Source organism: Spirosoma taeanense, assembly GCF_013127955.1.
GTDB lineage: Bacteria > Bacteroidota > Bacteroidia > Cytophagales > Spirosomataceae > Spirosoma > Spirosoma taeanense.
This window is the reverse complement of the sequence record NZ_CP053435.1, coordinates 5,022,300-5,047,920: the sequence shown is the minus strand read 5'-3', so window position 1 is coordinate 5,047,920 and position 25,621 is coordinate 5,022,300. Positions and strand designations below refer to the sequence as shown.

General features: G+C 51.5%; 11 protein-coding genes. 9 read left to right on the top strand and 2 right to left on the bottom strand.

The genetic code is table 11. The annotated features are described in order from the left end of the window. Positions 1 to 79: 79 nt before the first annotated feature. Positions 80 to 3,091: a TonB-dependent receptor gene (locus HNV11_RS20875; protein WP_171741505.1), complete on the top strand. Its 3,012-nt coding sequence runs from the start codon at positions 80 to 82 to the stop codon at positions 3,089 to 3,091. Positions 3,092 to 3,287: 196 nt separating this feature from the next. After that, entirely contained in the window at positions 3,288 to 4,949 is a 1,662-nt protein-coding gene (locus HNV11_RS20870; protein ID WP_171741504.1) for a gliding motility-associated C-terminal domain-containing protein, read from the top strand. A 47-nt stretch (positions 4,950 to 4,996) separates the two neighbouring features. Here HNV11_RS20870 and HNV11_RS20865 read toward each other — a convergent pair whose 3' ends face one another. Then, a complete protein-coding gene (locus HNV11_RS20865) occupies positions 4,997 to 5,902 on the bottom strand; it encodes a hypothetical protein (protein WP_171741503.1) in 906 nt (301 codons plus the stop codon). Positions 5,903 to 6,106: 204 nt separating this feature from the next. Here HNV11_RS20865 and HNV11_RS20860 point away from each other — a divergent pair, with 204 nt between their 5' ends. The 4 genes from HNV11_RS20860 to HNV11_RS20845 all read left to right on the top strand — a co-directional run bounded on the left by HNV11_RS20860 (position 6,107) and on the right by HNV11_RS20845 (position 13,732). Next, positions 6,107 to 7,516, top strand: a complete 1,410-nt coding sequence (locus HNV11_RS20860) for an APC family permease (protein ID WP_171741502.1) — start codon at positions 6,107 to 6,109, stop codon at positions 7,514 to 7,516. Positions 7,517 to 7,651: 135 nt separating this feature from the next. Then, positions 7,652 to 8,011 carry a hypothetical protein gene (locus HNV11_RS20855; protein ID WP_171741501.1) on the top strand — a complete coding sequence of 120 codons (360 nt, stop codon included), beginning with the start codon at positions 7,652 to 7,654 and terminating at the stop codon, positions 8,009 to 8,011. A 144-nt stretch (positions 8,012 to 8,155) separates the two neighbouring features. After that, entirely contained in the window at positions 8,156 to 12,550 is a 4,395-nt protein-coding gene (locus HNV11_RS20850; RefSeq protein ID WP_171741500.1) for a CusA/CzcA family heavy metal efflux RND transporter, read from the top strand. Between the two features lie 15 nt (positions 12,551 to 12,565). Continuing rightward, positions 12,566 to 13,732 carry an efflux RND transporter periplasmic adaptor subunit gene (locus tag HNV11_RS20845; protein ID WP_171741499.1) on the top strand — a complete coding sequence of 389 codons (1,167 nt, stop codon included), beginning with the start codon at positions 12,566 to 12,568 and terminating at the stop codon, positions 13,730 to 13,732. Between the two features lie 20 nt (positions 13,733 to 13,752). Here HNV11_RS20845 and HNV11_RS20840 read toward each other — a convergent pair whose 3' ends face one another. Beyond that, on the bottom strand, positions 13,753 to 16,698 hold the full coding sequence (locus HNV11_RS20840; RefSeq protein WP_171741498.1) for an FAD-binding and (Fe-S)-binding domain-containing protein: 2,946 nt from the start codon (positions 16,696 to 16,698) through the stop codon (positions 13,753 to 13,755). A gap of 504 nt (positions 16,699 to 17,202) precedes the next feature. On the opposite strand from HNV11_RS20840, the gene HNV11_RS20835 reads away from it, so the two are divergent. The 3 genes from HNV11_RS20835 to HNV11_RS20825 all read left to right on the top strand — a co-directional run bounded on the left by HNV11_RS20835 (position 17,203) and on the right by HNV11_RS20825 (position 25,620). Then, positions 17,203 to 20,334: a SusC/RagA family TonB-linked outer membrane protein gene (locus HNV11_RS20835; RefSeq protein ID WP_171741497.1), complete on the top strand. Its 3,132-nt coding sequence runs from the start codon at positions 17,203 to 17,205 to the stop codon at positions 20,332 to 20,334. 124 nt (positions 20,335 to 20,458) lie between these two features. Continuing rightward, entirely contained in the window at positions 20,459 to 21,937 is a 1,479-nt protein-coding gene (locus tag HNV11_RS20830; protein WP_171741496.1) for a RagB/SusD family nutrient uptake outer membrane protein, read from the top strand. A 197-nt stretch (positions 21,938 to 22,134) separates the two neighbouring features. Beyond that, entirely contained in the window at positions 22,135 to 25,620 is a 3,486-nt protein-coding gene (locus HNV11_RS20825) for a VCBS repeat-containing protein (protein WP_171741495.1), read from the top strand. The last annotated feature ends 1 nt before the right edge of the window (position 25,621 follow it).

Sequence of the window (25,621 nt, the reverse complement as noted above, 5' to 3'; positions counted from 1 at the left end):
ACAAAACTCAGACTTATCCGTATGTTTAGCCTTAAACGGTTAACCCATCACTAAATCCCACTTTTATTTGTAATCACTCATGTCTAAAACTATTACCTACCTCATTCTTGCCCTCGGATTATCAGGTCTTTTAAGCCTAAATGCGATGGCACAGACTCGTATCGCCGGCAAGGTGACTGACGAGGCTAAACGGGAGGAGCTTGCGGGGATCAGCATTGCCGTTAAAGGCAAAGTTATTGGAACCATTACGGATCAGAAAGGTAACTTTTCGCTGACGACCAGCACGCCCACACCTTTTACGGTTGCTGTTTCGGGGGTTGGTTTTCAAACGCAGGAGTTTGTCATCAACAACGACCGTACTGATATGAACGTCAGCATGAAAGAGCAGGTGACGCTCGGTCAGGAGGTTGTCGTGTCGGCATCGCGGGTGGAGGAAAGCGTAATGCAGTCGCCGGTATCGGTGGAAAAAATGGATATACGGGCTATTCAGGCTACTCCATCCGCCACATTTTACGATGCACTGCAGAATATCAAAGGCGTTGATATGAGCACCCAGAGTCTGACGTTCCGGTCGGTGAACGTGCGCGGCTTTGGCGCCAATGGCAATACGCGGGTCGTGCAGCTGGCCGATGGTATGGACAATCAGGCCCCCGGTCTGAATTTTGCCGTGGGTAACATCGCCGGTATTTCGGAACTTGATCTGGAAAGCGTTGAACTGCTGCCGGGGGCTGCTTCGGCGCTCTATGGACCTAACGCCATCAATGGACTACTACTACTGACCTCCAAAAGTCCGTTTCTGTATCAGGGCGTAAGCGCACAGGCTAAAGTGGGCGTTATGAACGCCGACAACCGGGCAACGGCAACAACGCCTTATTACGATGTCGCGTTTCGTTATGCCAAGGCGTTCAATAACCGCTTTGCCTTCAAATTAAATGCCTCCTATATAGCAGCTAACGACTGGCAGGCAACCAATTATCGGGATCAGAGCTTCTCGAACGGGTTTAACCTGCAGACGGGCAGCCGCCAGAACAACCCAGGATACGACGGCGTCAACATATACGGTGACGATGGGGGGGTGCGGGCGAATATTTATAGCAGCCTGCTGGGTAATGGCCAGCCCGGCACCGGTGCCAATGGCACCTCGCAGATATTAGGATTGATTGCCACAACCCAGATTCCGCAGGCTGGCAACCGGACGCTGCCACAGCTGACGGGTCAGACACCTTTGCAGATCTTTAATGCCATCATTCCTCGGCTGGATATTTCCCGGACGGGGTATATGGAGCCGGAACTGGTCGATTATAACGTCAATAACCTTAAACTGAGCGGGGCCCTGCATTATCGTATCAACGATGCGGTCGAACTGATTGGTCAGGGCAACGTTGGCACCGGAACGACCGTATACACGGGGGCTGACCGCTACTACATTAAAGGGTTTGTGCTGGGGCAGTACAAGCTCGAACTGCGCGGTTCGCACTTCTTCGTGCGGGCTTACACTACCCAGGAGCGTTCGGGAGATGCCTACGCAACCGGAACGCTGGGTATTGGTATCAACGAAGCTTGGAAGCCCAGCGCCAGCGCCTGGTTTCCTCAGTTCTTTGGTACCTACGCCCAAACGGCTTTTCAAGGATACGCCGGTGCCTTCCTGACGGCGCTGGGCGCGGGGCAGGCGCCGACGGCCGCACTGGCCGGTGCCCAGAATTTTGTTAACAGCCAGCAGGTAACCTGGCTTGGCGTAGCGCGTGGTGTAGCAGACCAGGGTCGGCTTATTCCCGGTACTCCGGCGTTTCAGCAGGCGTTTGATGCCGTAGCAAGCCGCCCGATTCCAGGGAATGCACAGGGCGTAGGGGCAAAGTTTCTGGACAGAACGAACCTGTATCATGGGGAGTTTATGTATAACTTCAACAAGCTGATTGAGCCGAAAATTGTCGAGCTGATTGTGGGCGGTAATTTCCGTCAGTATGCGCTGAATTCGGGCGGGACGATCTTTTTGAAGAAAGAAGACGGCAGCGAGTATACCATCAACGAATACGGTGGCTACGCGCAGGCTTCAAAAACCCTGGCCGAAATCCTGAAGCTGACGGGCTCTATCCGTTACGACAAGAACCAGAATTTCAAGGCGCAGATCAGTCCCCGGTTGTCGGCGGTGCTGACGCTGGCCAAGGTGCACAACATCCGGGCGTCGTTCCAGCGGGGCTTCCGCATCCCAACCACGCAGTCGCAGTACATTGATCTTAATACGCCAGGTGCGCGGCTGATCGGGGGTTTGCCCGTATTTGCGCAGAAATATAATTTTGCTTCGAACCCGGTTTACACCTTAACTTCTGTGCGGGCGTTTGGAGCGGCTGTACAGGGTGGAACGGCACCCGCGCAGGCGGCTCAGCTCTTGCAGCCGTTTGTCAGCCCAGGTTACGACCCCGAGCGGGTAGAGACTTATGAGGTAGGCTATAAAGCCTTGATCAGCAAGAAGCTGTTTATCGATGCCTACTATTATTATAACCGCTTCCTGAACTACGAAGGTGGCCAGCAGGTCGTGCAGGACAATACGCCGGGCCGGGCTGGTTTTCCGGCTTCACTGCTGAGCAGCACGACCCGGAACGTGTATAACCTGCCGGTTAATTCGCCTGTACAGCTGAAAAATGCCGGCTGGGCCATCAGCGCAGACTATCAACTACCGGCTAACTTCACTATCGGCGGTAACGTATCGTCAAACTACCTGGTCAACACCGACGAAATTCCGGCTGACTTTGTAACGTTTTTTAACACGCCTAAGTACCGTTACAATCTCTCGGTGGGCAACCGTAATCTGCGTAACAGCGGCTTTGGCTTCAACGTCATCTGGCGTTATCAGGACTCGTTCCTGTGGGAAACGACCGTCGCTAATGTTGAGGCAACCAACCGTAAGCAAACAATCATCCCGGCTTACAGTACGCTCGATGCGCAGGTTTCCAAGAAGATCACCAGCCTGAAGTCGATACTGAAAGTGGGAGGAACCAATCTGTTAGGTAAACTTTATACCCAGTCGTGGGCAAACCCCGGCATTGGCTCGATGTATTACGTTAGCCTGACGTTTGATCAGCTGTTGAACTGATTGCATGTTTCATTGAAGCAAAACGTCGTTGCTGGCTATCAACCGGCAGCGACGTTTTTGTTTCAGGGCCCCCAGGAGCTTCGAGCGTCTAAGCCGCTACTCATCAGCTGATTTTTGGTAATGAATACATATAAGGGCATCCGACAAGCCAAACTGTTTACGTATTTTTACAGAATATTAACATAAGGTTTGCCGCATGAAGAAACTGTACTGGCTGCTTGGGTTGATCGTAGGCTGGAACTGGCTGGCTGGGGCAAGCGATGCTGTTGCCGAACACATTTACGGTGGGGACATAAGTCTGCAAAAGACGGCCACAGCGGGCGTTTATGAGCTTTCGCTAACCATCTTTTACGATAAGACCAAGCTGGATAATACCAACTTCAACTCGAATCTGGATGTCTATGTGTTTCGTCGGCAGGACAACGTCCAGATGGGCTCGTTCAATTTAGACAAGACGTCTGAGCAGGCGCTCTATGGTAACAATGCCGCCTGCGCCAAACTCCGGGATGTGCAGTTGCTGATGGTGCGGTATACAAATCGGGTTACGCTGTCAGACGATCAGTTCAACAGCCCCGGCGGCTACTACGTCATCTGGGAGCGGTGCTGTCGCAACAGCAGCCTGACCAACCTGCGTAATCCACAGAACACTGGAATGGTTTTTCAGCTTGACTTCCCGGGAGTGCAGACAAAAAATTCATCCCCCAGATTTATCGTTCCGGCGGCTGAGTACGTTTGCCGGAACCAGTCGTTCGAGATGGATTTCAGCGCCACCGACGCGGATGGCGATCAACTGAGCTACGAGCTGGTGACGCCCCTGGCAGGATACACCAATAATGTTAGCGTATACGGTCTTGGAACCTCACGGGCGTCTTATCCACCGGCGCAGTGGGCAACCGGCTTCAGCGCAACGAACGCCATTCCCGGTAATCCTGCCCTGTCTATTGATAAAAACACTGGTAAACTGAGCGTAAAAGCCAGTCAGATTGGCTTGTTTGTGTTTGCCGTTGTTGTGCATGAGTTTCGTGGGGGTGTCGAGATTGGGCAGGTCCGGCGCGAATACCAGTTGCCGGTTGTTGACTGTAAACTCAACACGCCCCCTGCCCCCAGTATTACCTATAAAGGGCGCGATTCGTCGGAGATTGCCCGCTGCGATAACTCCCCGATTACGCTGGCCATCCCGGCTGATATGACCTATGGCTATCAGTGGCAGCGTGATGGAAAAGACATTACCGGCGCCACCAGCTACACGCTCAGCGTGACGGATGCGGGTACATACACAGTTGTTAAGAAGTTTCTGCAGAAATGCGGGACAGACACGACCTCAAAAGCCGTGAAGGTGCTGCCGCCCAATGTCCCTAATGCCGCTATTCAGTCTTTACGTACGGTACTGACCAGCAAGACCGATACGCTGCGTTTAACTACCTTGCCACAACCGGCAACCTACCGGTTTCGCTGGTCATTTGATGGCCAATCCCTGTCGGGGGCCAGTCAGCCAGATTTGGTAGTCGACCAACCGGGTGTGTATAAACTACAGGTTAGTTTAGTCAATGATCAGTGCCCGGCTTACGATAGCATCCGCATTGATCGGATCATCAGGCTTTTTACGGCCAGTGCGTTTACGCCGAATGGCGACGGCCAGAACGATACCTGGGAAATTCGGAACATCGCCGATATGCCCGACTGCGAGGTGCTGGTGTATGATCGCTGGGGTTCGCCGATTTTTCAATCGAAAGGGTATGCAACGCCCTGGGACGGTACGTATAACGCCCAGAAAGTTGCGCCGGGCGTTTATCAGTATGTTATCCACATCTTCGGCCGGACTGACCTCTACAAAGGAAGCCTGCACGTACTGTATTGATAAAGAAATTATTCTGGTGGACGTTTGTTAGCGTCCACCAGAATAATTCATTGCTGCGGGTAGCTTTGGCCTTTCGCTTTGCGGCCAGCCGTATTGCCCGAAGGCGTACCGGCTTTACCGACTCCAGTTGGCTGCGGTCCATTTTTCGACACATTGGCGTCGCTAGTCCGTGCTTCCTGCTGGGTCGCGGCTGTTGAGGTTGGCCGTATCGAGCCGCCGGTTGAACCCGAAGTTGATTTTACACTGGCTTTGGTTTCGGTGTTAGCCATAGCCTTCTGGCTAGCTGTTTTTACCTGACTTCCTTTTGCACCACCCCCCGATGAAACGCTGGCAGACCCCTGTGAAGTGCTGCCCTGCGTAACGATGGGCTGGTTGACTGATGCACGGCTATTGCCATTTTGGGTAGCCTCGGCCGGCAACTGGCCATCTTTGCCCCGTTTCATTTTGTCTGCTTTACCAACTCCGGCAGGTTGCGCCCCATTGCTCGATCCATTGGCGTCGCTGCTGCGTGCCTGGGTTGAGGTTGAGCGATTTGAACTGCCATTCGACCCTGAAGTCGACTTAACATTAACCTTTGTGCCATAGTTTGGCGTTCCGTTGCTGGTTAATCCACCATCAGTGGCCGTACCGTTTTTGGTGCTTTTAGCCGGAATTTTCTCCTTCATATCATTCACGCGCGTTCCTTTGTCGCTACCTGATCCCTTCGAGGTAGTTCCCGGTGTATTGGTTGGCGATGTAGGTGAAAGGTTGCTGTTGCCACTTCGGGTAACACCGGATGCCATCTTGCCACTGCCTTTCCGTTTCATACCCTCTACCGAACTAGTCTTGGTATTTGGCGATTTACCCTGCTGCGAAACGCTTCCCGTAGACGTACTCTGAGATGGGTTTTGTGCAAAAGATTTAAACATTGTCCCAACAGTCAGGACGGCGGCCAACATGATTACTTTTTTCATAACGCTGTAGTTAAAGTTGATTCCTGCTGATTCAGTGGAAGTATCAACCTTAGTCTATCGTGTTTGTTTGGAAAAGTAAGCGACGCTGTCGGGTGAACAGCCAGTGAGCGGTTAAAAACACAGAGTAAGCGCAAAACGTCGAACTTTTAGGGTCTTTATGACCTTAGTCAGATAAGTTGTCAGGAATCTTTATCTGTTACGCTATTGACTGATTCTACGTCCCCTGATTCGCTTTCCGACTCACCAGCCGCTACGTCGCCAGCCTTACCCCGGCGGTTGAATCTACTGCAGGGCACGGCGCTCAATATGATTGATATGGTGGGTATTGGGCCGTTTGTGGTTCTGCCCTTAGTCATTAAAACGCTGGGCGGTCCGCAGTTTTTGTGGGCTTGGGTATTAGGAGCGGTTGTTTCGTTGATTGATGCGTTTGTATGGGCCGAGTTGGGCGCGGCTTTCCCACAGGCCGGGGGCAGCTATAACTTTCTCAAAATTGCGTACGGCGAACGGCGCTGGGGTCGGCTCCTGTCGTTCCTCTACGTCTGGCAGACGCTGATTCAGGCTCCTTTAGTGATGGCGTCCGGAGCCATTGGCTTCTCCCAGTATGCATCCTACCTGATGCCGCTGGAAGAATGGCAACGTAAAGCCGTTTCGGGCGGAGTTGTGCTCATTATCATCATCCTGCTTTACCGGAAGATTGATTCAATCGGTAAAATTGGGCTTGTCATGTGGGGAGCTGTGCTGTTGACTCTTGGCTGGATTATCGTTGGCGGGCTCAGTAATGCCCGGATTCCGTTGACCCAGACGATTGGCTCGATTGGTTCAATCAGCGGGGGACTGGTGGCGGCTGGCTTGGGCCAGGCATCGGTGAAGACGATCTACTGCTACCTTGGCTACTACAATGTCTGTCATCTTGGAAGTGAAATTCAGCGGCCCGCGCGCAATATTCCGGCCAGCATGTTTATCTCTATTGTTGGCATTGCGGGCTTGTATCTGCTCATGAACCTGAGTGTGGTGAGCGTAGTGCCCTGGCAACAGGCTCAGAACAGCGAGTTTATTGTTAGTACGTTTGTCGAGACGCTGTACGGGCCTGAAGCGGCCCGGCTGGCAACGATTCTGGTTCTGCTGGTCGCCTTTTCGTCTTTGTTTGCCGTCTTGCTGGGCTACTCGCGGGTACCGTATGCTGCAGCGGCCGACGGGCAGTTTTTCCGGATTTTTGCCAAACTGCACCCTACCCGGCAGTTTCCCTACGTATCGCTGCTGTTTCTGGGAGGGCTGGGGCTGGTGTTCAGCCTCCTGTTTCGGCTTGGTGATGTGATTACGGCCATTCTTGCCATGCGTATCGTGGTGCAGTTTGTGGGCCAGGCCGTTGGTTTATTGCTGCTGCACCGTCGTCGCACAGCCGTTGATTTCCCGTTTCGAATGCCGTTATATCCGCTACCGGTTCTGCTAGCTATCAGCGTCTGGTTATTCATCTTCTTATCTACCGGCCTGACATTCATGCTGTCTGGCCTGACGGTCATCGCCCTGGGCGTAGTAGCGTTTCTGATTCAGGCAGGCGTTCGAAGGCGGTGGCCCTTTCAGGAGAAAGAAGACAGTCTTTATGCCGGGAAATAAAGGCGATGACGTTGTTCGATAAATTACAAATTAAGGCTGAACGACCAGACCGGATGTGTATTCATTCAAAGTATTGTATTTTTGAGGAGAAGAAAACTGGTGATGAAGCAGCTCGTGTCTTTTTTCCTGGCAGTTATGCTTTTTGTGGGAAGTTTGATTCCGCGAATGAGCATGGAGCAGGTAGCTCATCTGCCCGAGTTGTTGACGCACTACCAGCAGCACCAGCGTGAGGAAGGCAACGATTTGAGTTTCTGGGCTTTTCTGTTGGATCATTACTTGCCCGATTCACCGCATCACAAAGCACCCTGCCATAGCCACAACCGTTTGCCATCGTTTGATGGAGGCTCCTCAGCCTATGATTTCATGCAGGCCTTTCGGTTTGTTTACGAGCCATTTGTGACAGAGCTGGCGTCAGCAGCCATTTTCAAAGTGCCTTTATTTAACGCCCGACAGGCGTTCTCCTCACTCCTGCAACCACCGCGGTTCTGGCGGTAGATTTCTCATTGCTGAATAAGCTTACTGGTTCGGCCGTCGTCAGATAGCCGAAGTTTGCCATTGTGTTCGTTACCTAAGCGAGTGCAATAGCTCGTACCTGTTGTTTCTCAATCCGCCTGAGCGGTTCATTCTATTCAGAAATCCATGTTTGATGCCATAATCCGATTCAGTATTCGGAATAAATTAGTCATTGGGGCGTTTGTGCTGGCTCTGATTGGCTGGGGTGGCTATTCGGCCTATAACCTGCCGGTCGATGCCGTGCCGGATATCACCAACAATCAGGTCGTTGTCATTACGCAGACGCCCGCGCTGGCTGCGCAGGAGGCCGAACGATTCATCACAACACCCCTGGAGCTGGCGATGGCTAACCTCCAGAACGTAGAGGAGATTCGCTCGGTGTCCAAGCTGGGCCTATCGGTGCTGACCGTCGTGTTTACCGAAGAGACGGATATGCTCAGAGCCCGGCAGCTGGTATCGGAACAGCTGCAAAATGCGCTGAAAGATATTCCCGCTGATTACGGGCAGCCGTTTCTGGCCCCCATCACGACGGGGCTGGGTGAAATCTATCAGTACACGCTCGTACCCCAGGCCGGTTATGAAGGAAAGTATTCACTGTCGGAGTTACGTTCCATTCAGGACTGGATAGTGAAACGGCAGCTGGCCGGCATTAAAGGGGTTATCGAGATCAGCAGTTTCGGCGGATATCTGAAGCAGTATGAGGTCGCCGTTGACCCTGAACGCCTGCGAGCGTCGGGCGTAACGCTTACCGAACTGGCTGATGCCATGGCGCGTAACAATGCCAACACCGGTGGCAGCTATATCGAACGGAATAATCAGGCCTATTTTATTCGGGGCGAAGGTGCCGTCAGCAGTCTGAAAGACATCGAGAATACAATTATCCACACCCGGAATGGGTTGCCTATCCGAATTGGTAACGTAGCGAAGGTGCAGTTTGGCCATGCCGTACGCTTTGGTGCGCTTACCCGAAACGGCGAGGGCGAAGCTGTGGGTGGCATTGTGCTAATGCTGAAAGGGGCCGATTCCGAAACAACAATTAAAGGCGTCAAGGAGCGGATCAAACGGATTCAGACCTCGCTGCCCGAAGGAATAAAAATCGTACCGTTCATTGATCGGACCAAGCTAATTGGTAAAACCATTGCTACCGTTGAGCGTAACCTGCTGGAAGGAGGCCTGATTGTGGTAACGGTACTGTTGATTCTGATGGGCAGCTGGCGGGCGGGCCTGATTGTGGCTTCGGTAATTCCGCTGGCTATGCTGTTTACCCTCGGTATGATGAAAACGCTGGGCTTGTCGGCCAACCTGATGAGCTTGGGTGCTATTGACTTTGGCCTGATTGTCGATGGGTCGATCATTATCGTTGAAGCGGTGCTGCATCATTTCGGGCAGGAAAAACGGTTTATTGGCCGAACGCTTACGGCCACCGAGATGGATGAGGCCGTCTTTGAATCGGCTTCAGCAATCCGGCGGTCGGCGGCTTTTGGCGAGATTATTATTCTGATAGTTTACCTGCCGATTCTCTCGCTTACTGGCATCGAGGGAAAGATGTTCCGGCCGATGGCCGAAACGGTTTCGTTTGCCATTCTGGCTGCTCTGGTTCTGTCGCTCACGTATGTACCGATGATGTCAGCGCTGTTACTGCCCAGAACGGTCGAAATAAAACGAACCTTCTCCGACCGGCTGATGGACTGGCTTTACCAACATTATGAACCCCTGGCGAAGCTGGCCCTACGCTGGCGTAAAACAACCATCCTGATTGCGCTGGGCGCACTGGCGGTGATTGTTCTGCTGTTCGGCCGGTTAGGGGGCGAGTTTATTCCGCAATTGGATGAAGGCGATATGGCTATTGATTTTCGGATGCCCTCCGGCACATCGCTCTCGGCTACCATTGACGCGTCACTCAAAGCGCAGAAAGCCCTGAAAACGCACTTCCATGAAGTACGACAGATTGTGGGGCGCATCGGTGCGTCAGAAATTCCTACCGACCCCATGCCCGTTGAGCAGGTTGATCTGATGATCACCATGAAAGACCGCGCCGACTGGACCAATGCCACCGACCGCGAGGACATGGCCGCCAAAATGGGCGAGGTGCTGGCGCAGGAGGTACCCGGCGCGTCGGCTGAGTTCACGCAGCCCATTCAGATGCGGTTCAATGAGATGATTACGGGCGTTAAGTCGGATATCGTCGTTAAAATTTTTGGTGATGATCTGCAGGTACTTTTCGACAAGGCGAATGCCAGCAGTCGGTTCATCGAGAAAGTACCGGGCGTAGTGGGCCTGCGCGTTGAGCAAACGGTGGGTCTGCCGCAGATCAACGTGCAGTATGACCGGACGAAGCTGGCGCAGTATGGCGTGTCGGTGGCAGACGTAAACCGGCTCATTAAAGCGGGCTTTGCAGGCGAAACGACCGGGCCTGTTTATGAAGGAGAACGCCATTACGATATGGTGATTCGATTGGATAGTGCCAGTCGGCAGAATATGACCGATCTGAGCGGACTCTACGTCGCCTTACCCGGTGGGGGGAGTGTTCCACTCGATGAGGTTGCCACGATCAGCTATATTCAGGCCCCGGCACAGATTTCGCATGACGGTACCAAACGTCGGATTACCATTGGTGTCAGTATCCGGGGACGCGACGTAGAGAGTGTAGTCGGCGACATCCAGCAGCGGTTGGAGCAGCAGATTAAACTACCACCGGGCTATTACTTTACGTACGGTGGAGCGTTTGAAAACCTGCAGCGAGCCAAAGATCGGCTAAGTATTGCCGTGCCGGTGGCTTTGTTTCTTATTTTTCTGCTGCTGTTTGCTACGTTCAATTCGCTCAAATATGCCGTGCTGATTTTTAGCTCGATTCCTCTTGCGGCCGTGGGTGGGGTGCTAGCGCTCTGGATACGGGATATGCCGTTTAGTATTTCGGCAGGTGTTGGTTTCATTGCTCTGTTCGGCGTGGCTGTCCTGAACGGAATTGTTTTGATTGGTTATTTCAATGAACTGGAAAAAGAAGGGGAACGCGATCTGCACGAACGGATTCTACACGGTTTGCGGGTTCGCTTCCGGCCGGTAATCATGACAGCTTCAGTAGCCTCACTGGGCTTTCTGCCCATGGCGCTGTCTACCTCCGCCGGGGCAGAGGTACAGAAACCATTGGCAACGGTTGTTATCGGCGGTTTGATAACCGCTACGCTCCTGACCCTGGTTGTGCTGCCGGTGCTGTATAGTCTGGTTGTGGGTCGTGCCAAACGCGGGACCAGCAAGCCTTCGGCAACAGTACCAACAGCGCTGGCCCTGTTGTTGATTGCCGGGTTGCCTTTTGGCGTGCTGGCCCAGACGGCCTCAGTAACGGCTAGCAGCCGTTCAATTCCTTCTCCTGATGTGAATGTAGGAACGATTCAGCGGCTCACCTTGCCGCAAGCTATTAATCTGGCCAATCGCCAGAGCCTGTTGTTACGGGGTAGCGCTCTGGAAATTGAAAGTCAGCGAGCTTTGATTAACTCGGCCTTTGATCCGGCTAAAACCAGTGTGGAAGTGCAGATTGGTCAGACGCAGGCTCGCCCAACCGACTACATTGTGGGCGCAACCCAGTTGTTTGGCTTGCCGTCGTTTTATCGGGCTCAGAAGCTGTTGTACCAGAGCAATGCTGTATCGGCCGAACGTCGGTTTGACCTCCGGCGGGTTCAGCTAAGTACCGGGGTGAAGCAGGCCTATTATCAACTGTTGTTTGATTATCAGGTAAGCAGACTCCTACGTCAGCAGGATAGTCTCTATCAAAATGCGGCCCGCGCTGCCGAAGTTCGTTACAGAACCGGTGAAACCAACCGACTGGAGCAGGTATCGGCCGATACGCGTCTGCAAAGCGTTCGGCTGCGACAGCTTAGTCTGCGGGCCGATATTGAAACCCACACGCGGGCGTTGCAGTTGCTTATTAACGTACCCGATCTACCGATGATCGATACAACGCTTAGCCTCCGGCGCGATTTTCCTCTGGCAGATACGGTCGCCCTGGCCGCAAATCCTGCTCTGGCGGTGCTGCAGCAGGAGCGTGTTGTTAGCCGGAACCAGACGCACCTCGAACGACAGCGGCTGAAACCCGATTTATTGATAGGATATTATAATCAGTCGATTCTGCACGAGCCTGGCTTTAACGTTGTGCAGGCCGGTGTGTCGGTGCCACTGTTTTCCAAAGCGTTCAAAGCCCGCATCAACGCGGCCCGCATCAACGAACAGCTTGTCGATAACAACTTTACGTATACGCAAACGCAGCTGACCGGGCAACTGGCCATTCTGCAGCGGAACGCCGAAACCCTGCGGGCGTCGCTGGCTTATTTCGAGCAGGCTGCTTTGCCGCAGGCCCGGCTGATCCAGTCGACGGCCCTTCGGAGTTATCGTGCCGGAGAGATCGACTACATCGAGTTTTTCCAGAATAGCCAGCAGGCATTTGTCATTGAAGAAGACTACCTCAACACGGTTCTCAATTATACGAACATCGTTGTTCAGACCGAAGAGCTTTTGGGCATTGAATAGCGAACCTCCATTCTCATGAAATACGCCATTATCATATCGATTACACTCCTGATGGCTGCCTGCAATGGCAAGCCTGCCGAAGACGACGCCGTTGCTGATACTGGTACGGTCGCTCAAAGCACGGCAACAGGCGATGAATTGACGATTACCCCCGAGCAACTCAGGTCAATGGGGCTGCAACTGGGATCGGCAGCGCAGACGACCGTTAGTGATGAGGTGAAAACCACCGGTACGGTCGATGTGCCGCCCCAGTATATGGCTTCGGTAAGCCCACTCATTGCGGGTGTTATTAAACGAGTCAACGTCTTGCCGGGGCAACGCATCGGTAAGGGAGCAACGCTGGCAACGCTGCAAAGTCTGGATTACATTCAGATGCAGCAGGATTACCTGCAGGCGATTAGTCAGTTGACCTATCAGCAGGCAGAGCTGCAGCGCCAGAAAACGCTCAATGCCGAAGAAGTAGGCGCGCGGAAACGACTTCAGCAGGCCGAAGCGGATTATACCAGCAACCGGGCACTAGTTAGCTCACTGGCGCTTAAACTCCAGACGCTGGGTACGTCGGTTGAGACATTGAAAAAAGGCGAATTATCGTCCGTTATGCGGATCGTATCGCCGGTAGCGGGTTACGTTACGGCCTCGAATGTTCACCTGGGTCAGCAGGTGGCTACGACAGATGTTTTGTTTCAGGTTATGGACCAGGCACACAAGCATCTGGAGCTCAACGTGTTTGAGAACGACGCGTTCAAAATAAAAAACGGGCAGACAATCCTGCTCAATGATCCCAAGCTAGGCGCTGAAACCGTACGTGGACGGGTTTATCTGGTTGGAAAAGCGTTTGAAGGGGAGGCCCGCACTATTAACGTTCACGGTCATATTGAAAACGAAGGGCAGGAATCGCGACTAATCCCCGGCATGTTCCTCAACGCCCGCATTCTGACCGGCTCGCGGGTGGCTACTACCTTACCCGAAGAGGCTGTTGTCCGTAAAGGCCAGAATGGATTTGTGTACGTATCAACTGCTAAGGCGCGCACCTATCGGCGGGTGCCGGTCAAACTTGGCCAGGTAGAGCAGGGGCGCGTTGAAGTCATACCCCTGAAGCCAACCGACCTGACGAAGGTTGTCGTGAAGGGGGCTTATGTGCTCGAAGCTGAAATGACGAAAGGAGAGGGCGAGGAAGAGTAAGGCCGGCCGTACGGTCGGTCTTACTTCAGAGCCTCGAATAAAATTTCGGCCGGGTGTTTGGCTTTCCGATTGGTGCCGTCCTTAATCTGGTGCCGGCAGGAGGTTCCGGGTGCGGCAATGATTATGTCATCGGGTTGTTGGCGCACGGTTGGAAACAGAACCAGCTCGCCAATTTTCATGGAAACCTCGTAATGTTCAGCCTCATACCCAAACGACCCCGCCATGCCGCAACAACCTGATGGAATGAGCTGCACGCTATAGTTTTTAGGCAGAGACAAGGCCTTCTTACCCGGAACGAGTGATGAAACAGCCTTCTGCTGGCAATGGCCGTGTAGTTTGATCATGCGTTTTTCGTCGGTGAACTGTTCGGGCCGGATGCGTCCGGCTTCCAGCTCGCGGGCTATAAATTCCTCAAAGGTCAGCGCGTTTTCGGCAATGCGTTTGGCATCGGCCACTAGGGATTCATCAACCAGATCAGGGTACTCGTCCCGGAACGTAAGAATGGCAGACGGCTCCAGCCCAACAAGAGGTATTTCGGCAGTTACAACGTCTTTCAGGGCCCGTACGTTATGCTCAGCCAGCGTTTTGGCGTATTTCAGCATGCCTTTCGAGAGGGCAGCCCGACCGCTTTCGCCATGTTTAGGAATGACAACAGTATAGCCCAGCCGTTCGAACAACTGAATAGCTTTCTGGCCAACTTCTACGTCGTTATAATTCGTGAACTCATCGCAGAACAGGAAAAGCTGCTTATCACTTTGGTTCTTCTGGCTTCTTCCTCTAGCCCATCGATGCAGTGTAGTGCTGGCCAGCAAAGGAATTGTCCGGTCTGGATGAAAACCGACCGTTCGGTTGGCAATACGCCGGAGTGACGGAGTACCCAATACGCCGTTCCAGGCCCAGGGAATGAACGATGCCAATCCTGACAGCCGGGCAAAGTTGGCAATGAGCCGCGACCGGATCGGTACGCCGTTGGTGTCGTAGTAGTGCTGTAAAAACTCGGCTTTCAGTTTGGCTACGTCTACGTTCGACGGGCATTCGTTCTTGCAGCCTTTGCAGGACAGGCAGAGATCATACACTTCCTTAATCTCTTCGTGATCGAAGCGGTTTTCTTTGGGTGAGCGCGTGAGCATTTCGCGCAGAATATTGGCCCGCGCGCGCGTAGTGTCTTTTTCGTTACGAGTGGCCATGTAGCTGGGACACATGGTTCCTCCCGAAAGCTGCGTCTTGCGGCAATCGCCCGAGCCGTTGCACTGCTCCGCATGTTGCAGCACATTCTGGTCCTTATAACGAAAATAGGTCTGGAACTCCGGCGTCTGCTGACCCGCTTCGTACCGAAGAAACGTATCCATCGGGGGCGTCTCAACAATCTTGCCGGGGTTGAAAATACCATCCGGGTCCCAGGTGTGTTTAATCTGCCGCATCAGCTCGTAGTTGTGCGGCCCGACCATCTGCGGAATGAACTCGCCCCGCAACCGCCCGTCGCCGTGCTCACCCGAGAGCGAACCATTATATTTCTTGACCAGCGTGGCAATCTCCTCCGCAATAAGACGATACTGTCGGTGACCTTCTTCTGTTTTCAGGTTAATGATTGGCCGAAGGTGCAGCTCGCCCGAACCTGCATGCGCGTAATGGACCGATGCCATGTTGTGCTTCCTCAGAATCTCATTGAACTCGCGGATATAATCGGGCAAATCCTGAACGTCTACGGCGGTATCTTCAATAACTGCCACAGCCTTTTCATCGCCGGGCAGATTACCAAGCAGACCCAGTCCCGCTTTTCGCAGTGTCCAGATTTTCTTGGTATCCTCGCCAAACAGCAGCGGATAATGGTAGCCTAATTCGGCTTCCCGCATCTCGGCTTCCATCTGGGCTGCCAGTTGCTCAATTTCGGCCCGGGTGTCGCGCGAAAGGTCAACAACCAGAATGATGGGGAAATGACCCGTTGGTGTTTTCTGGACAAAAAAGCTGTTTTTACGCTGTTCGGCGTTAGTGTCGGCTCGTTCCAGAATGATATCGTCAATCAGTTCAACAGCATAAGGCTTATATTTCAGCGCGACCAGCGTAGCGCGCAGCGACTCATCAATGGAATGGCAGTGAACGCAGACCAGGCCACCTTCTTTGGGGGGTAGAGGAACGAGGTTCAGCTTGATTTCAGTCAGAAAACAAAGGGTTCCTTCCGAGCCAGCGATGAACTTGGCCATATTGAACGGCTCACCACCGGCCGTAAATGGCTCCATGCCGAGCAGCGCATCCAGAGCATACCCCGTGTTACGTCGTTCGATGGTGCGTTTAGGGAAGTTGCGCCGAATTTCCTCCTGATTAGCCGGATCAGCAAGAATGGCGTTGGTCTTGAGCAGAATCCGGTCGGCCAGCGTTGCAGAGCCGTTTCGGCGGCTGGCTTCGCTGACCTGTTTGGTGAAATCCCAGCCACTGGTCGGGCCAAATTCAACCTCAGACCCATCGGCCAGTAAGGCTTTCACCGACAGCGTGTGCTCACGCGTAGCCCGGTAAACTACTGAGTTGGATCCGCATGAATTATTGCCGACCATCCCGCCAATCATCGCCCGGTTGGCCGTCGAAGTTTCCGGTCCGAAATAAAGGCCGTAGGGCTTTAGAAACTGATTCAGTTCGTCACGCACGACACCGGGCTGTACTCGAACCCAGCGCTCCTCCGGGTTAATCTCCAGAATCTTGGTAAAGTATTTTGATACATCGACAACGATACCGCTGCCCACAACCTGTCCGGCCAGCGACGTTCCGGCCGTGCGGGGAATGAGTGAGGTTTTGTGCTCCCGGGCAAAGGCAATCAGCGTTTTAAGATCATCAACCGTTTTTGGAACAGCCACAGCCGCAGGCATTTCCCGGTAAGCCGATGCATCCGTAGCGTAGAGCGTTCGCTGGGTCTGATCGTCGTAGAAATCGCCGTTGAGTTGAGCCGCCAGATGCTGAAAGTGTTCAGTACGCATAAAAAAGCAGGAAATCGCGTCGATAAAGGCTAAAATGAAGCCTGTCGTCAGACAAAATTACGGCTATTCGCTGGATTTTTTCGAAGTATCTGCCAAGAAACCTAATAACAGTTTTTCTTGAAAAAATCATAATTAATTAAAAGTATGAACTATAGCTAACTACTTACCAGGGAACACGTTTAGTCATTCATGTAGGCTTAATAAATTTATTTATAATCCAATTTTTTATAGCCTCATTTGTAGAGCTACTGGTACAATTTTGACCGTTATTAATTCGATTTTAACAATTTAGCATTTGTATTTTCAACATCACGTGTTGTAATTTGCTCTACGGTTCGGGCTTATATTCTATTATTTCCTGCCAGGTTACTATAACGCAGGCAGCCGGTTATTGAAGAGCATTTGGTGCTGAAGTAGCTGCGACAGAAATGAGCATAAGGACGCATAATCGTATTTCCAACACCAAAATTTCATTTATTATTTTCAACATTTTACTGTAAACCTATGATGGACAAATCCTACACAGTTAATCGTTTCGACGGTTGCGTAGGTCAGGTTGGGCAAAGTCAACCCCGGTCATTTGGACAGAAGGCGCTGTTCAGCTTTCTGACAATGCTGGCAATGGTATTACTGCTGGGTAATCAGGCAGTATGGGCGCAGGGACGCACGGTAACGGGTAAAGTGACCGACCCAACCGGTTCGGCTTTACCTGGTGTAAGCGTCCAAATTAAAGGTACTCAACGAGGCACTAACACCGATGCCAATGGTACTTATACCATCAACAACGTACCTGATAACGCAACGCTGGTATTAAGCTTTATTGGTTATACCACGCAGGAAGTAGCCGTTGGCAATCGCTCAACGGTTGATGTTAACCTGGCTGATGATACAAAAGCTCTTGAAGAAGTTGTAGTCGTTGGTTACGGTACGGCAAAACGGAAAGACCTGACCGGTTCGGTGGCGCAGGTTACGGCGAAAGATTTTAACGCCGGTGTGAACCCCAACCCCTTGCAGGCCATTCAGGGTAAAGTAGCCGGTCTGGTCATTACTGCTCCTTCAGGTGATCCTAACCAGCAGCCAACGGTTCGTCTGCGTGGTTATACCTCGTTGGCTGGTGGTTCTGACCCATTGTATGTAGTTGACGGTATGATTGGTGTTCCCATCAATACCATTGCTCCTTCCGACATCGAGTCGATGGATGTCCTGAAAGATGCCTCAGCAGCCGCTATTTACGGTTCACGGGCGGCTAACGGCGTTATCCTAATAACCACAAAGCGCGGTAAGGCGGGTAAAACAACGGTCTCGTTTAATAATTATGTTGGGGTGTCTACCATCTCAAAAAGGTATGAAATGCTGGACGCACAAGGGTATCGGGATGCTGTTACTAAAATTAAAGGAGCTGCGTCCTTAAATGATAAGCAGCGTTTTCCGGATGGAAATTATAATACCGACTGGACTAAGGAAGTTACGCAGAACGGAGCTGTCAACAACCATGATCTTTCAATTGCGGGTGGTTCGCCAACGTTCAGCTATCGTGGTTCGCTTAATTACATTAATCAGAACGGTATTATCAAAAATACGGGACTAGATCGGATAACAGGTCGTATTAACCTTGATCAAAAAGCCTTCGATAACCGACTGAACATTCAGTATAACCTGTCGTACTCGGAAACGAACAGAAAATATGACAGTGGTATCATAGGCCGGGCCGTTACGTTCCTGCCAACATTGCCGGTACGCAATCCTGACGGCTCGTATTATGAGGTAGGCGGTAGCTTCGATCTATTCAATCCGGTTGCCATGCAGGAAAACGTTATCAACAACGGCGTACAGCGGTATTTGCAGGGCGGTATGAATCTGCGCTATGAGATACTGGACGGGTTGACACTTGGCGTTAATGGTCAGATACAGCGGGATAACACCGTTGATAACTTTTACACCAATCCGGCTATCAAAGCATTTGCCGCTAACAATGGCCGTGCTAGCCGAAATTTTAGAGAATCGAATACGAAGTTGCTGGAGCTAACGGCTAACTACATCAAAGGGTTTGGCACTCAGAACAGCAACTACTCGTTATTAGCGGGGTATTCGTACCAGAATTTTGATAATGATGGGTTTGGTGCTGCCAACAGTGGTTTTGTAACGTCTGAGATCAATTACAGTAATCTTGGCCTAGGCTCAGGCACACTGGTGAACCCCGGTAACAACTACGCTACTTCCTACCGCAACAACTCGAAGCTGATCTCCTTCTTTGGGCGGGCTGCGTTGAATCTGAATGACAAGTATAACATTACCGCTACGGTGCGCCGGGATGGTAGCTCGAAGTTTGGTGCCAACAACAAATGGGGCGTGTTCCCATCGGTGGGTGCAGGCTGGACTATTACTAACGAGCCCTTCTTCCCCAAGGGTAACACACTTAACTTCCTGAAACTGCGTGTCGGCTGGGGCCAGACGGGTAACTCAGAAGGTATTGCCGCTTACAACTCGATTCAGTTGTATGGCCAGAAAGGTACCTACTACGATGGTACGCTGGGAGACTTCCTGCCAGGTTATGGTATTTCGCAGAACGCGAATCCGAACCTGAAATGGGAGGTACTAACAACGTCGAACGTTGGTCTGGATTTCCAGTTGCTGAGTGGCCGCTTCTCAGGTACGCTTGAATATTATAACAAGCTAACCAAAGACATGCTCTATCCGTACTCGGTACCTGCCGATGGTATTACCTACTTTACCAACACGATTCTGGCTAACGTAGGTTCGATGCGCAACAGCGGATTTGAATTGTCTTTTGGTGGTGATATAATTCAGAAAGGCGATTTCTCCTGGAATTCACGGGTTGTAGGTGCCTACAACAAAAACACTATTGTTTCGCTGTCTAATGATCAGTTCAGTAATGGGCAGGTTCGTTTTAACGCGTTTAATGGTCGTGGTCTGTCGGACGTATTTGCTTCCTATTTAACACCAGGTCAGCCGCTGGGCGAGTTTAACAACGTTCCTACATTTACGGGAGCTTACAATGCTGATGGTCAACCTCTGCTAAAGCCAGGTAGTGGTGACACGCCGGTAACAGATGTATCGAAAGCGGATGCTGCTGCTGCTGTTGCAGCCGGTAACCCACTCAGACAGGGAAACCCGCAGCCGTTCCTGAACGCTTCGTTTATCAATACATTCCGCTACAAAGGATTTGATGTATACTTCCAGCTGCGCGGCACGTTTGGTAATACAATCCTGAATGCCATTCGGTCAAACCTGCTCATTCCGGGTTCTATTCTGGAGACCAACATGCTGAAAGGCGTAACGGACTACCCTAATAACTACGGTGTAAACGTATTGTCAACAAACTGGCTGGAAAGCGGTTCATTTGTACGTTTTGATAACTGGCAGATTGGCTATAACATCCCATTGCCAGCTAGCAAATACATCTCTAATGCCCGGATTTATGCTGGTGGTAATAACCTGTTTATCATTACCAAATACAAAGGCATTGATCCTGAGCTACAGGTAAAGGCTGACTTACAGAATAATGGCACTATTCAGCAGGCACCTAATGCCGTTGGCTTAGATGGGGGTGGGTACGGAAACGTTGTTTATCCAAAAACCCGCACGTTCCAGTTAGGTTTAAATCTGACGTTCTAAGGTGTTCTATTCACAAGCCGGATTAGTACAAAACATATCCGGTTTGTGAAAACTATTTTGATTAACACGGCGTACATGCTTTATTAACTCAAACGCTGTAACTAGTTAACTATCAAAGACTTTTATGAAAAAAGTACACATAAAATTGCTTCTGGGCTGTTCAGCTTTGATGCTGGCAGGCCAAGCCTGTACCGATCTGACGGAAACAACCTATGACGTTATTCCTACTAGCGGTACGTTTGGTAGCACTCCTTCACAGGCCGCTGCTCTGATTGGTCCCCTTTATAATGGTTTGGGCGACTATTGGGGTAACAAAGTGAACCTGAATGCTACAACCGACGAGATGATTGTTCCTACTCGGGGGGGCGACTGGAAAGACGGTGACAACTGGTTGCGTTTGTACACGCACACCTGGAACCCTGTTACAGACAACGGGCAGTTTAATGGTCCCTGGAACTGGTGTTACAATAACATCACGTCAATTAACCAACAGCTTGGCACGATTAAAGATGAGGCTACTAAAGCTGAGTTAAGGGCGCTAAGGGCATTTTTTCATTATGAAGCTATGGATATGTTTGGCAATGTTATCATTGCTGATCAGGTTAGTAGCGGAACGCCTAAGCAAAGTACACGAACCGAAGTGTTCAATTTTATTGAGAAAGAACTGCTAGCGGTTCGCCCGAACTTAAGTAGTACAGTTGGTGGAGCTTACTACGGACGGATGAACAAGTACGTGGTCGATATGATATTGGCAAAAATGTACTTGAATGCCCAAGTCTACACGGGAACCCCTCGCTGGCAGAATGCGATTACTCGTTGTGATACGATTATAAACTCGGGTAAATTCAGGTTAGCCAGTGATTTCTTTAGCAACTTTAGCGTTCAAAATCAAGGCTCGCCGGAAATCATCCTGGCTACTCCATTCGATAAGTCGAAACGGGGTGGATTCCACCCTCAGATGCAGACGCTGCATTACCTGAACCAGCTGACTTACAACATTGGTACAGCTCCCTGGAACGGTTTCGCAGCCGTAACAGAGTTCTACAATTCCTTCGATGATAATGACATCCGCAAAAAAATGTGGATTGTTGGGCAGCAATATAGAGCGGATGGCACGCCCTTACGAGATGATGCGCTGCCAATGGTGTTTACACCGGAGATCAAATCATTTGTGCTGGCTGCTGGGGCTGAAGGTCGACTACAAGGCGCCCGTTATCAGAAATATGAGATCCAGAAAAATAACAGCTTTACCGAGCAGGATAATGACTTTGTCGTCTTCCGTTTAGGTGATGTTTATCTAATGCGTGGAGAGGCTAAGTTCCGGTTAGGTAATACGGCTGGTGCACTAGCTGACATAAACGTTATCCGGGCGCGAGCTGGTATGCCAAACTTTACGACTCTGACAGCTGAAAATATTCTTGCTGAGCGGGGTCGTGAGCTAGCCGGGGAATTGCACCGTCGTCAGGATCAGATTCGATTTGATACCTTCGGTAGCCCGAAGCGGTTTAAAGCTCAAGATCCGGATAAGCGTTATTACTTGTACCCGATTCCGAATGATCAGCTTTCGTTGAATCCCGGCTTAAAACAAAATCCGGGTTATTAAGACGTTGACCTTCTAAACAAAACAGCAGACTCAAGTGGGTCTGCTGTTTTGTTTAGAAGGCTGATTAAAAGCCAATTAATTACCCGAAAACGGCTAAATGTTAACTGGATTTCGTTAGTTTTGTAGTCCCTTGGCTATTCCTAAACCCTTCTCTTGAGACTCCTTAACAGTATAGTATTGTTTTTACACTTGTGCAGATGCGCATTGGTTTAGTTTTATTGGCGATCACTCTGCTGGCCAGTTGCCGCCCCGGGCAACAAGAAGATTCAGACCCGCTTTTTCAGAAATTATCGGCCGACGAGACAAATATTCGCTTTACCAACACCGTCATTGACGATAAAGATTTTAACATCTTCAATTATCGTAACTTCTATAATGGCGGGGGCGTTGCCATCGGCGATGTCAATGGCGATGGTTTGTCCGATGTATTTCTGATCGCCAACATGGGCGAGAATAAACTGTATCTGAACCGAACCAAGTCTGGTCAATCGGATGCTGACAAAAGCGCTCTGAAATTCGAGGACGTTACGGCCAAAGCAGGCGTTGCGGGTAAACGGGCCTGGAGTACCGGCGCTACCTTTGCCGACGTCAACGGCGATGGCCGACTGGACCTTTACGTCTGCAACGCGGGCATCCGGGCAGGGGATAAACGGGGGAACGAATTGTTTATCAATAACGGTAACGACGCTAATGGCGTGCCAACGTTTACGGAGCGGGCCGTAGAATACGGCCTGGTTGACGGCGGCTTTTCGACCCACGCGGCTTTCTTCGATTACGACCGCGATGGCGATCTGGATATGTATCTGTTGAACAATAGCTTCATTCCAGTTGGTCGTCTACAATACGCGAACATCCGCGATCAGCGTGATTCCCTCGGCGGGCATAAACTGTTTAAAAACCTGATGGTTGAACGGGCGAACGGTAAGCTGACCCGAGCTGGTTCACTCGTTGCGGTTTCCCCAGTATTTGAAGATGTTTCGGAGCAGGCGGGCATTTATGGAAGTTTGATTGGCTTCGGACTGGGCATAACCATTGGCGACGTTAACGACGACAACTGGCCGGACGTTTACATCTCCAACGACTTCTACGAGCGTGATTATCTCTACATTAATAACCACGACGGTACATTTCGGGAGTCGATAAAAGACGCCATGCCCCACACGAGCCTGTCGTCAATGGGTGCCGACGTAGCAGATATCAACAACGATGGTAAGCTCGATATCTTCATTACCGATATGCTGCCCGGCAACGATCGGCGGCTGAAAAAGGTCTCCACGTTTGAAAGTCACGATCTGGAAAAGATCAAGGTTGACCGCGATTTTCATTACCAGTTTATGCAGAATATGCTGCACCTGAACCGCGGCAATCAGCCGGATAACGGTAACCTGCCTATGTTCAGCGATGTAGCCCGGTTTGCGGGCGTTGAGGCCACCGACTGGAGTTGGGGCGCCCTGATCTTCGACATGGATAACGACGGGCGCAAAGACATTTTTGTAGCGAATGGGATTGCAAAAGACGTAACGGATCAGGATTTCGTGAACTTCCTCGCCGACCGGGAGAACATGGCCCAGATTGCCCGGCAGGGGGCGTTCAATTTCAAGAAATTCCTGGATATGGCTCCCTCCGAAGCGGTCCCGAACTACGCATTTCGGAACGAGGGTAATCTTCAGTTCACCAACAAAGCTGTTGAGTGGGGGTTATCGGAGCCAGGTTTCTCGAACGGGGCGGCCTACGGGGATCTGGACAATGACGGCGATCTGGACCTGATTGTCAACAACGTTAATTCACCAGTATCGGTTTACCAGAATCAAGCGCGGGAAAAAAGAGCCGCAAACTATCTGAAAATAAAACTGGAAGGCACTGGCCTGAATCGGAACGCGATTGGTGCGCGGGTTTTTTTGCACCAGGGCGGTCAGGTACAGGTGTTACAACAAATGCCGAACCGCGGTTTTCAATCGTCTGTAGACCTGAATCTGGTCTTTGGCCTGGGCCAGACTATATCGGGTAATTTACCCCGGATCGATTCGGTCGTGGTTGTCTGGCCCGGCCAGGGAACGGAACCGGAGCGGATGCAGACCATCCGTCGGCCTAAAGCTAATCAGCTATTAACGCTTCGTCAGCGGGACGCCAACCAGGTCTGGAAGCCGTCTGTACAAACCGAGCCGATTTTTCGGGATAATACGGCAGCTTCTGGATTAACTTTCGTACACCGCGAAAGCAACTTTGTGGATTATAACCGTGATCCGCTCCTGAAATCTCAACTCTCGACACAAGGACCCGCGCTTGCTACGGGCGACGTCAATGGTGACGGTCTCGACGATGTTTATCTGGGCGGAGCCAGCGGACAGGGTGCGCGGCTGTATATGCAGCAGGCGGGTGGGAAATTTACTGATAAGACGCCCCTTGCCATGCGGCAGGACACGACTGCCGAGGCCGTTGACGCCATCCTGTTCGATGCAGATAATGACAAGGATCTTGATCTTTACGTCGTGACGGGCAGCAACGAGTACGAAGCCGAATCGGATGATTTGCTCGACCGGTTGTATCTGAACGATGGTAAGGGAAACTTTACCCGCTCGGCCGACGGAAGTCTGCCGAACCTGAAAGCCAGCGGCTCGTGCGTGGTGGCTGCTGATTTCGACCACGACGGCGATCTGGATTTATTTGTAGGCTCCCGGCTGGTGCCGGGTCAGTACGGAAAATCGCCCGCCAGTTACCTGCTGACTAACGATGGAACGGGCAACTTTAAAAACTACACCAAACGGTCGCTGCCCAACGCTGAGCAATTAGGCATGGTGACGGCGGCAACTTGGGCCGATCTCAATGGCGACCAATACCCCGAACTGATTACGGTGGGCGATTGGGAGCCGGTGCGGGTGTTTGAGAATAAACGCGGCCGATTTGAGGAAAACCCCGCCCTGGCTATTACCGATGCGAAAGGCGAAGCCCTGAAAACGAACGGCTGGTGGAACTGCGTTCGGGCGGGCGACGCGGATGGCGATGGCGATCTGGACCTGGTTGTGGGGAATCTGGGGCTGAACTCCCGAATTCGGGCTACGCAGACTACCCCCGCAGAGCTGTACACTGGTGACTTCGACCAGAACGGCACGATGGAGGAGATTATCAACTGCGCGGACGAAACCGGTGAGTTGTACCCGATGGTGCTGAAGGCTGATCTGCAGAAGCAGATGCCTTCAATCAAAAAGAAATACGTTAAATTCAGCGACTACGCCGGAAAGAAACTAAATGAAATTTTCGACGAGAAAGAACTGGCGCTGGCTACTAAAAGGCAAGTCTTTACAGGAGCAACAGCGCTACTAATTAATAATGGCCGGGGTAAGCTGACCTTTCAGCCGCTACCAGCCGATGCTCAATTATCGCCGGTTTGTGGCGTGGCGTTCGTGGATTACGACCGCGACGGACGCACCGACCTTGCTCTGACGGGTAATTTCTTCGACGTATTACCCGAAATTGGTCGTTATGATGGTAGTTATGGGGTCATACTACGCAATACCGGAAAAGCCAGTGATGGTACAATCCGCTATACATCGATCAATCCAGCGCAGTCCGGATTTTTTGTGCGCGGACAGGTTCGGCGAATGGCCCGTCTGAAGCAGGGTCAATTTATCCTGGCCAAAAATAACGACCGGGTGCAGGTATTTTTAATGAAAAGTGAACAATGAA

Excerpts from the sequence above, each read along its gene's own strand:
- HNV11_RS20855 (WP_171741501.1), top strand. The coding sequence starts at position 7,652 with ATGCTTTTTGTGGGAAGTTTGATTCCGCGAATGAGCATGGAGCAGGTA.
- HNV11_RS20830 (WP_171741496.1), top strand. The coding sequence starts at position 20,459 with ATGAAAAAAGTACACATAAAATTGCTTCTGGGCTGTTCAGCTTTGATG.
- HNV11_RS20875 (WP_171741505.1), top strand. The coding sequence starts at position 80 with ATGTCTAAAACTATTACCTACCTCATTCTTGCCCTCGGATTATCAGGT.
- HNV11_RS20835 (WP_171741497.1), top strand. The coding sequence starts at position 17,203 with ATGATGGACAAATCCTACACAGTTAATCGTTTCGACGGTTGCGTAGGT.
- HNV11_RS20870 (WP_171741504.1), top strand. The coding sequence starts at position 3,288 with ATGAAGAAACTGTACTGGCTGCTTGGGTTGATCGTAGGCTGGAACTGG.
- HNV11_RS20845 (WP_171741499.1), top strand. The coding sequence starts at position 12,566 with ATGAAATACGCCATTATCATATCGATTACACTCCTGATGGCTGCCTGC.
- HNV11_RS20850 (WP_171741500.1), top strand. The coding sequence starts at position 8,156 with ATGTTTGATGCCATAATCCGATTCAGTATTCGGAATAAATTAGTCATT.
- HNV11_RS20840 (WP_171741498.1), bottom strand. The coding sequence starts at position 16,698 with ATGCGTACTGAACACTTTCAGCATCTGGCGGCTCAACTCAACGGCGAT.
- HNV11_RS20825 (WP_171741495.1), top strand. The coding sequence starts at position 22,135 with ATGCGCATTGGTTTAGTTTTATTGGCGATCACTCTGCTGGCCAGTTGC.
- HNV11_RS20865 (WP_171741503.1), bottom strand. The coding sequence starts at position 5,902 with ATGAAAAAAGTAATCATGTTGGCCGCCGTCCTGACTGTTGGGACAATG.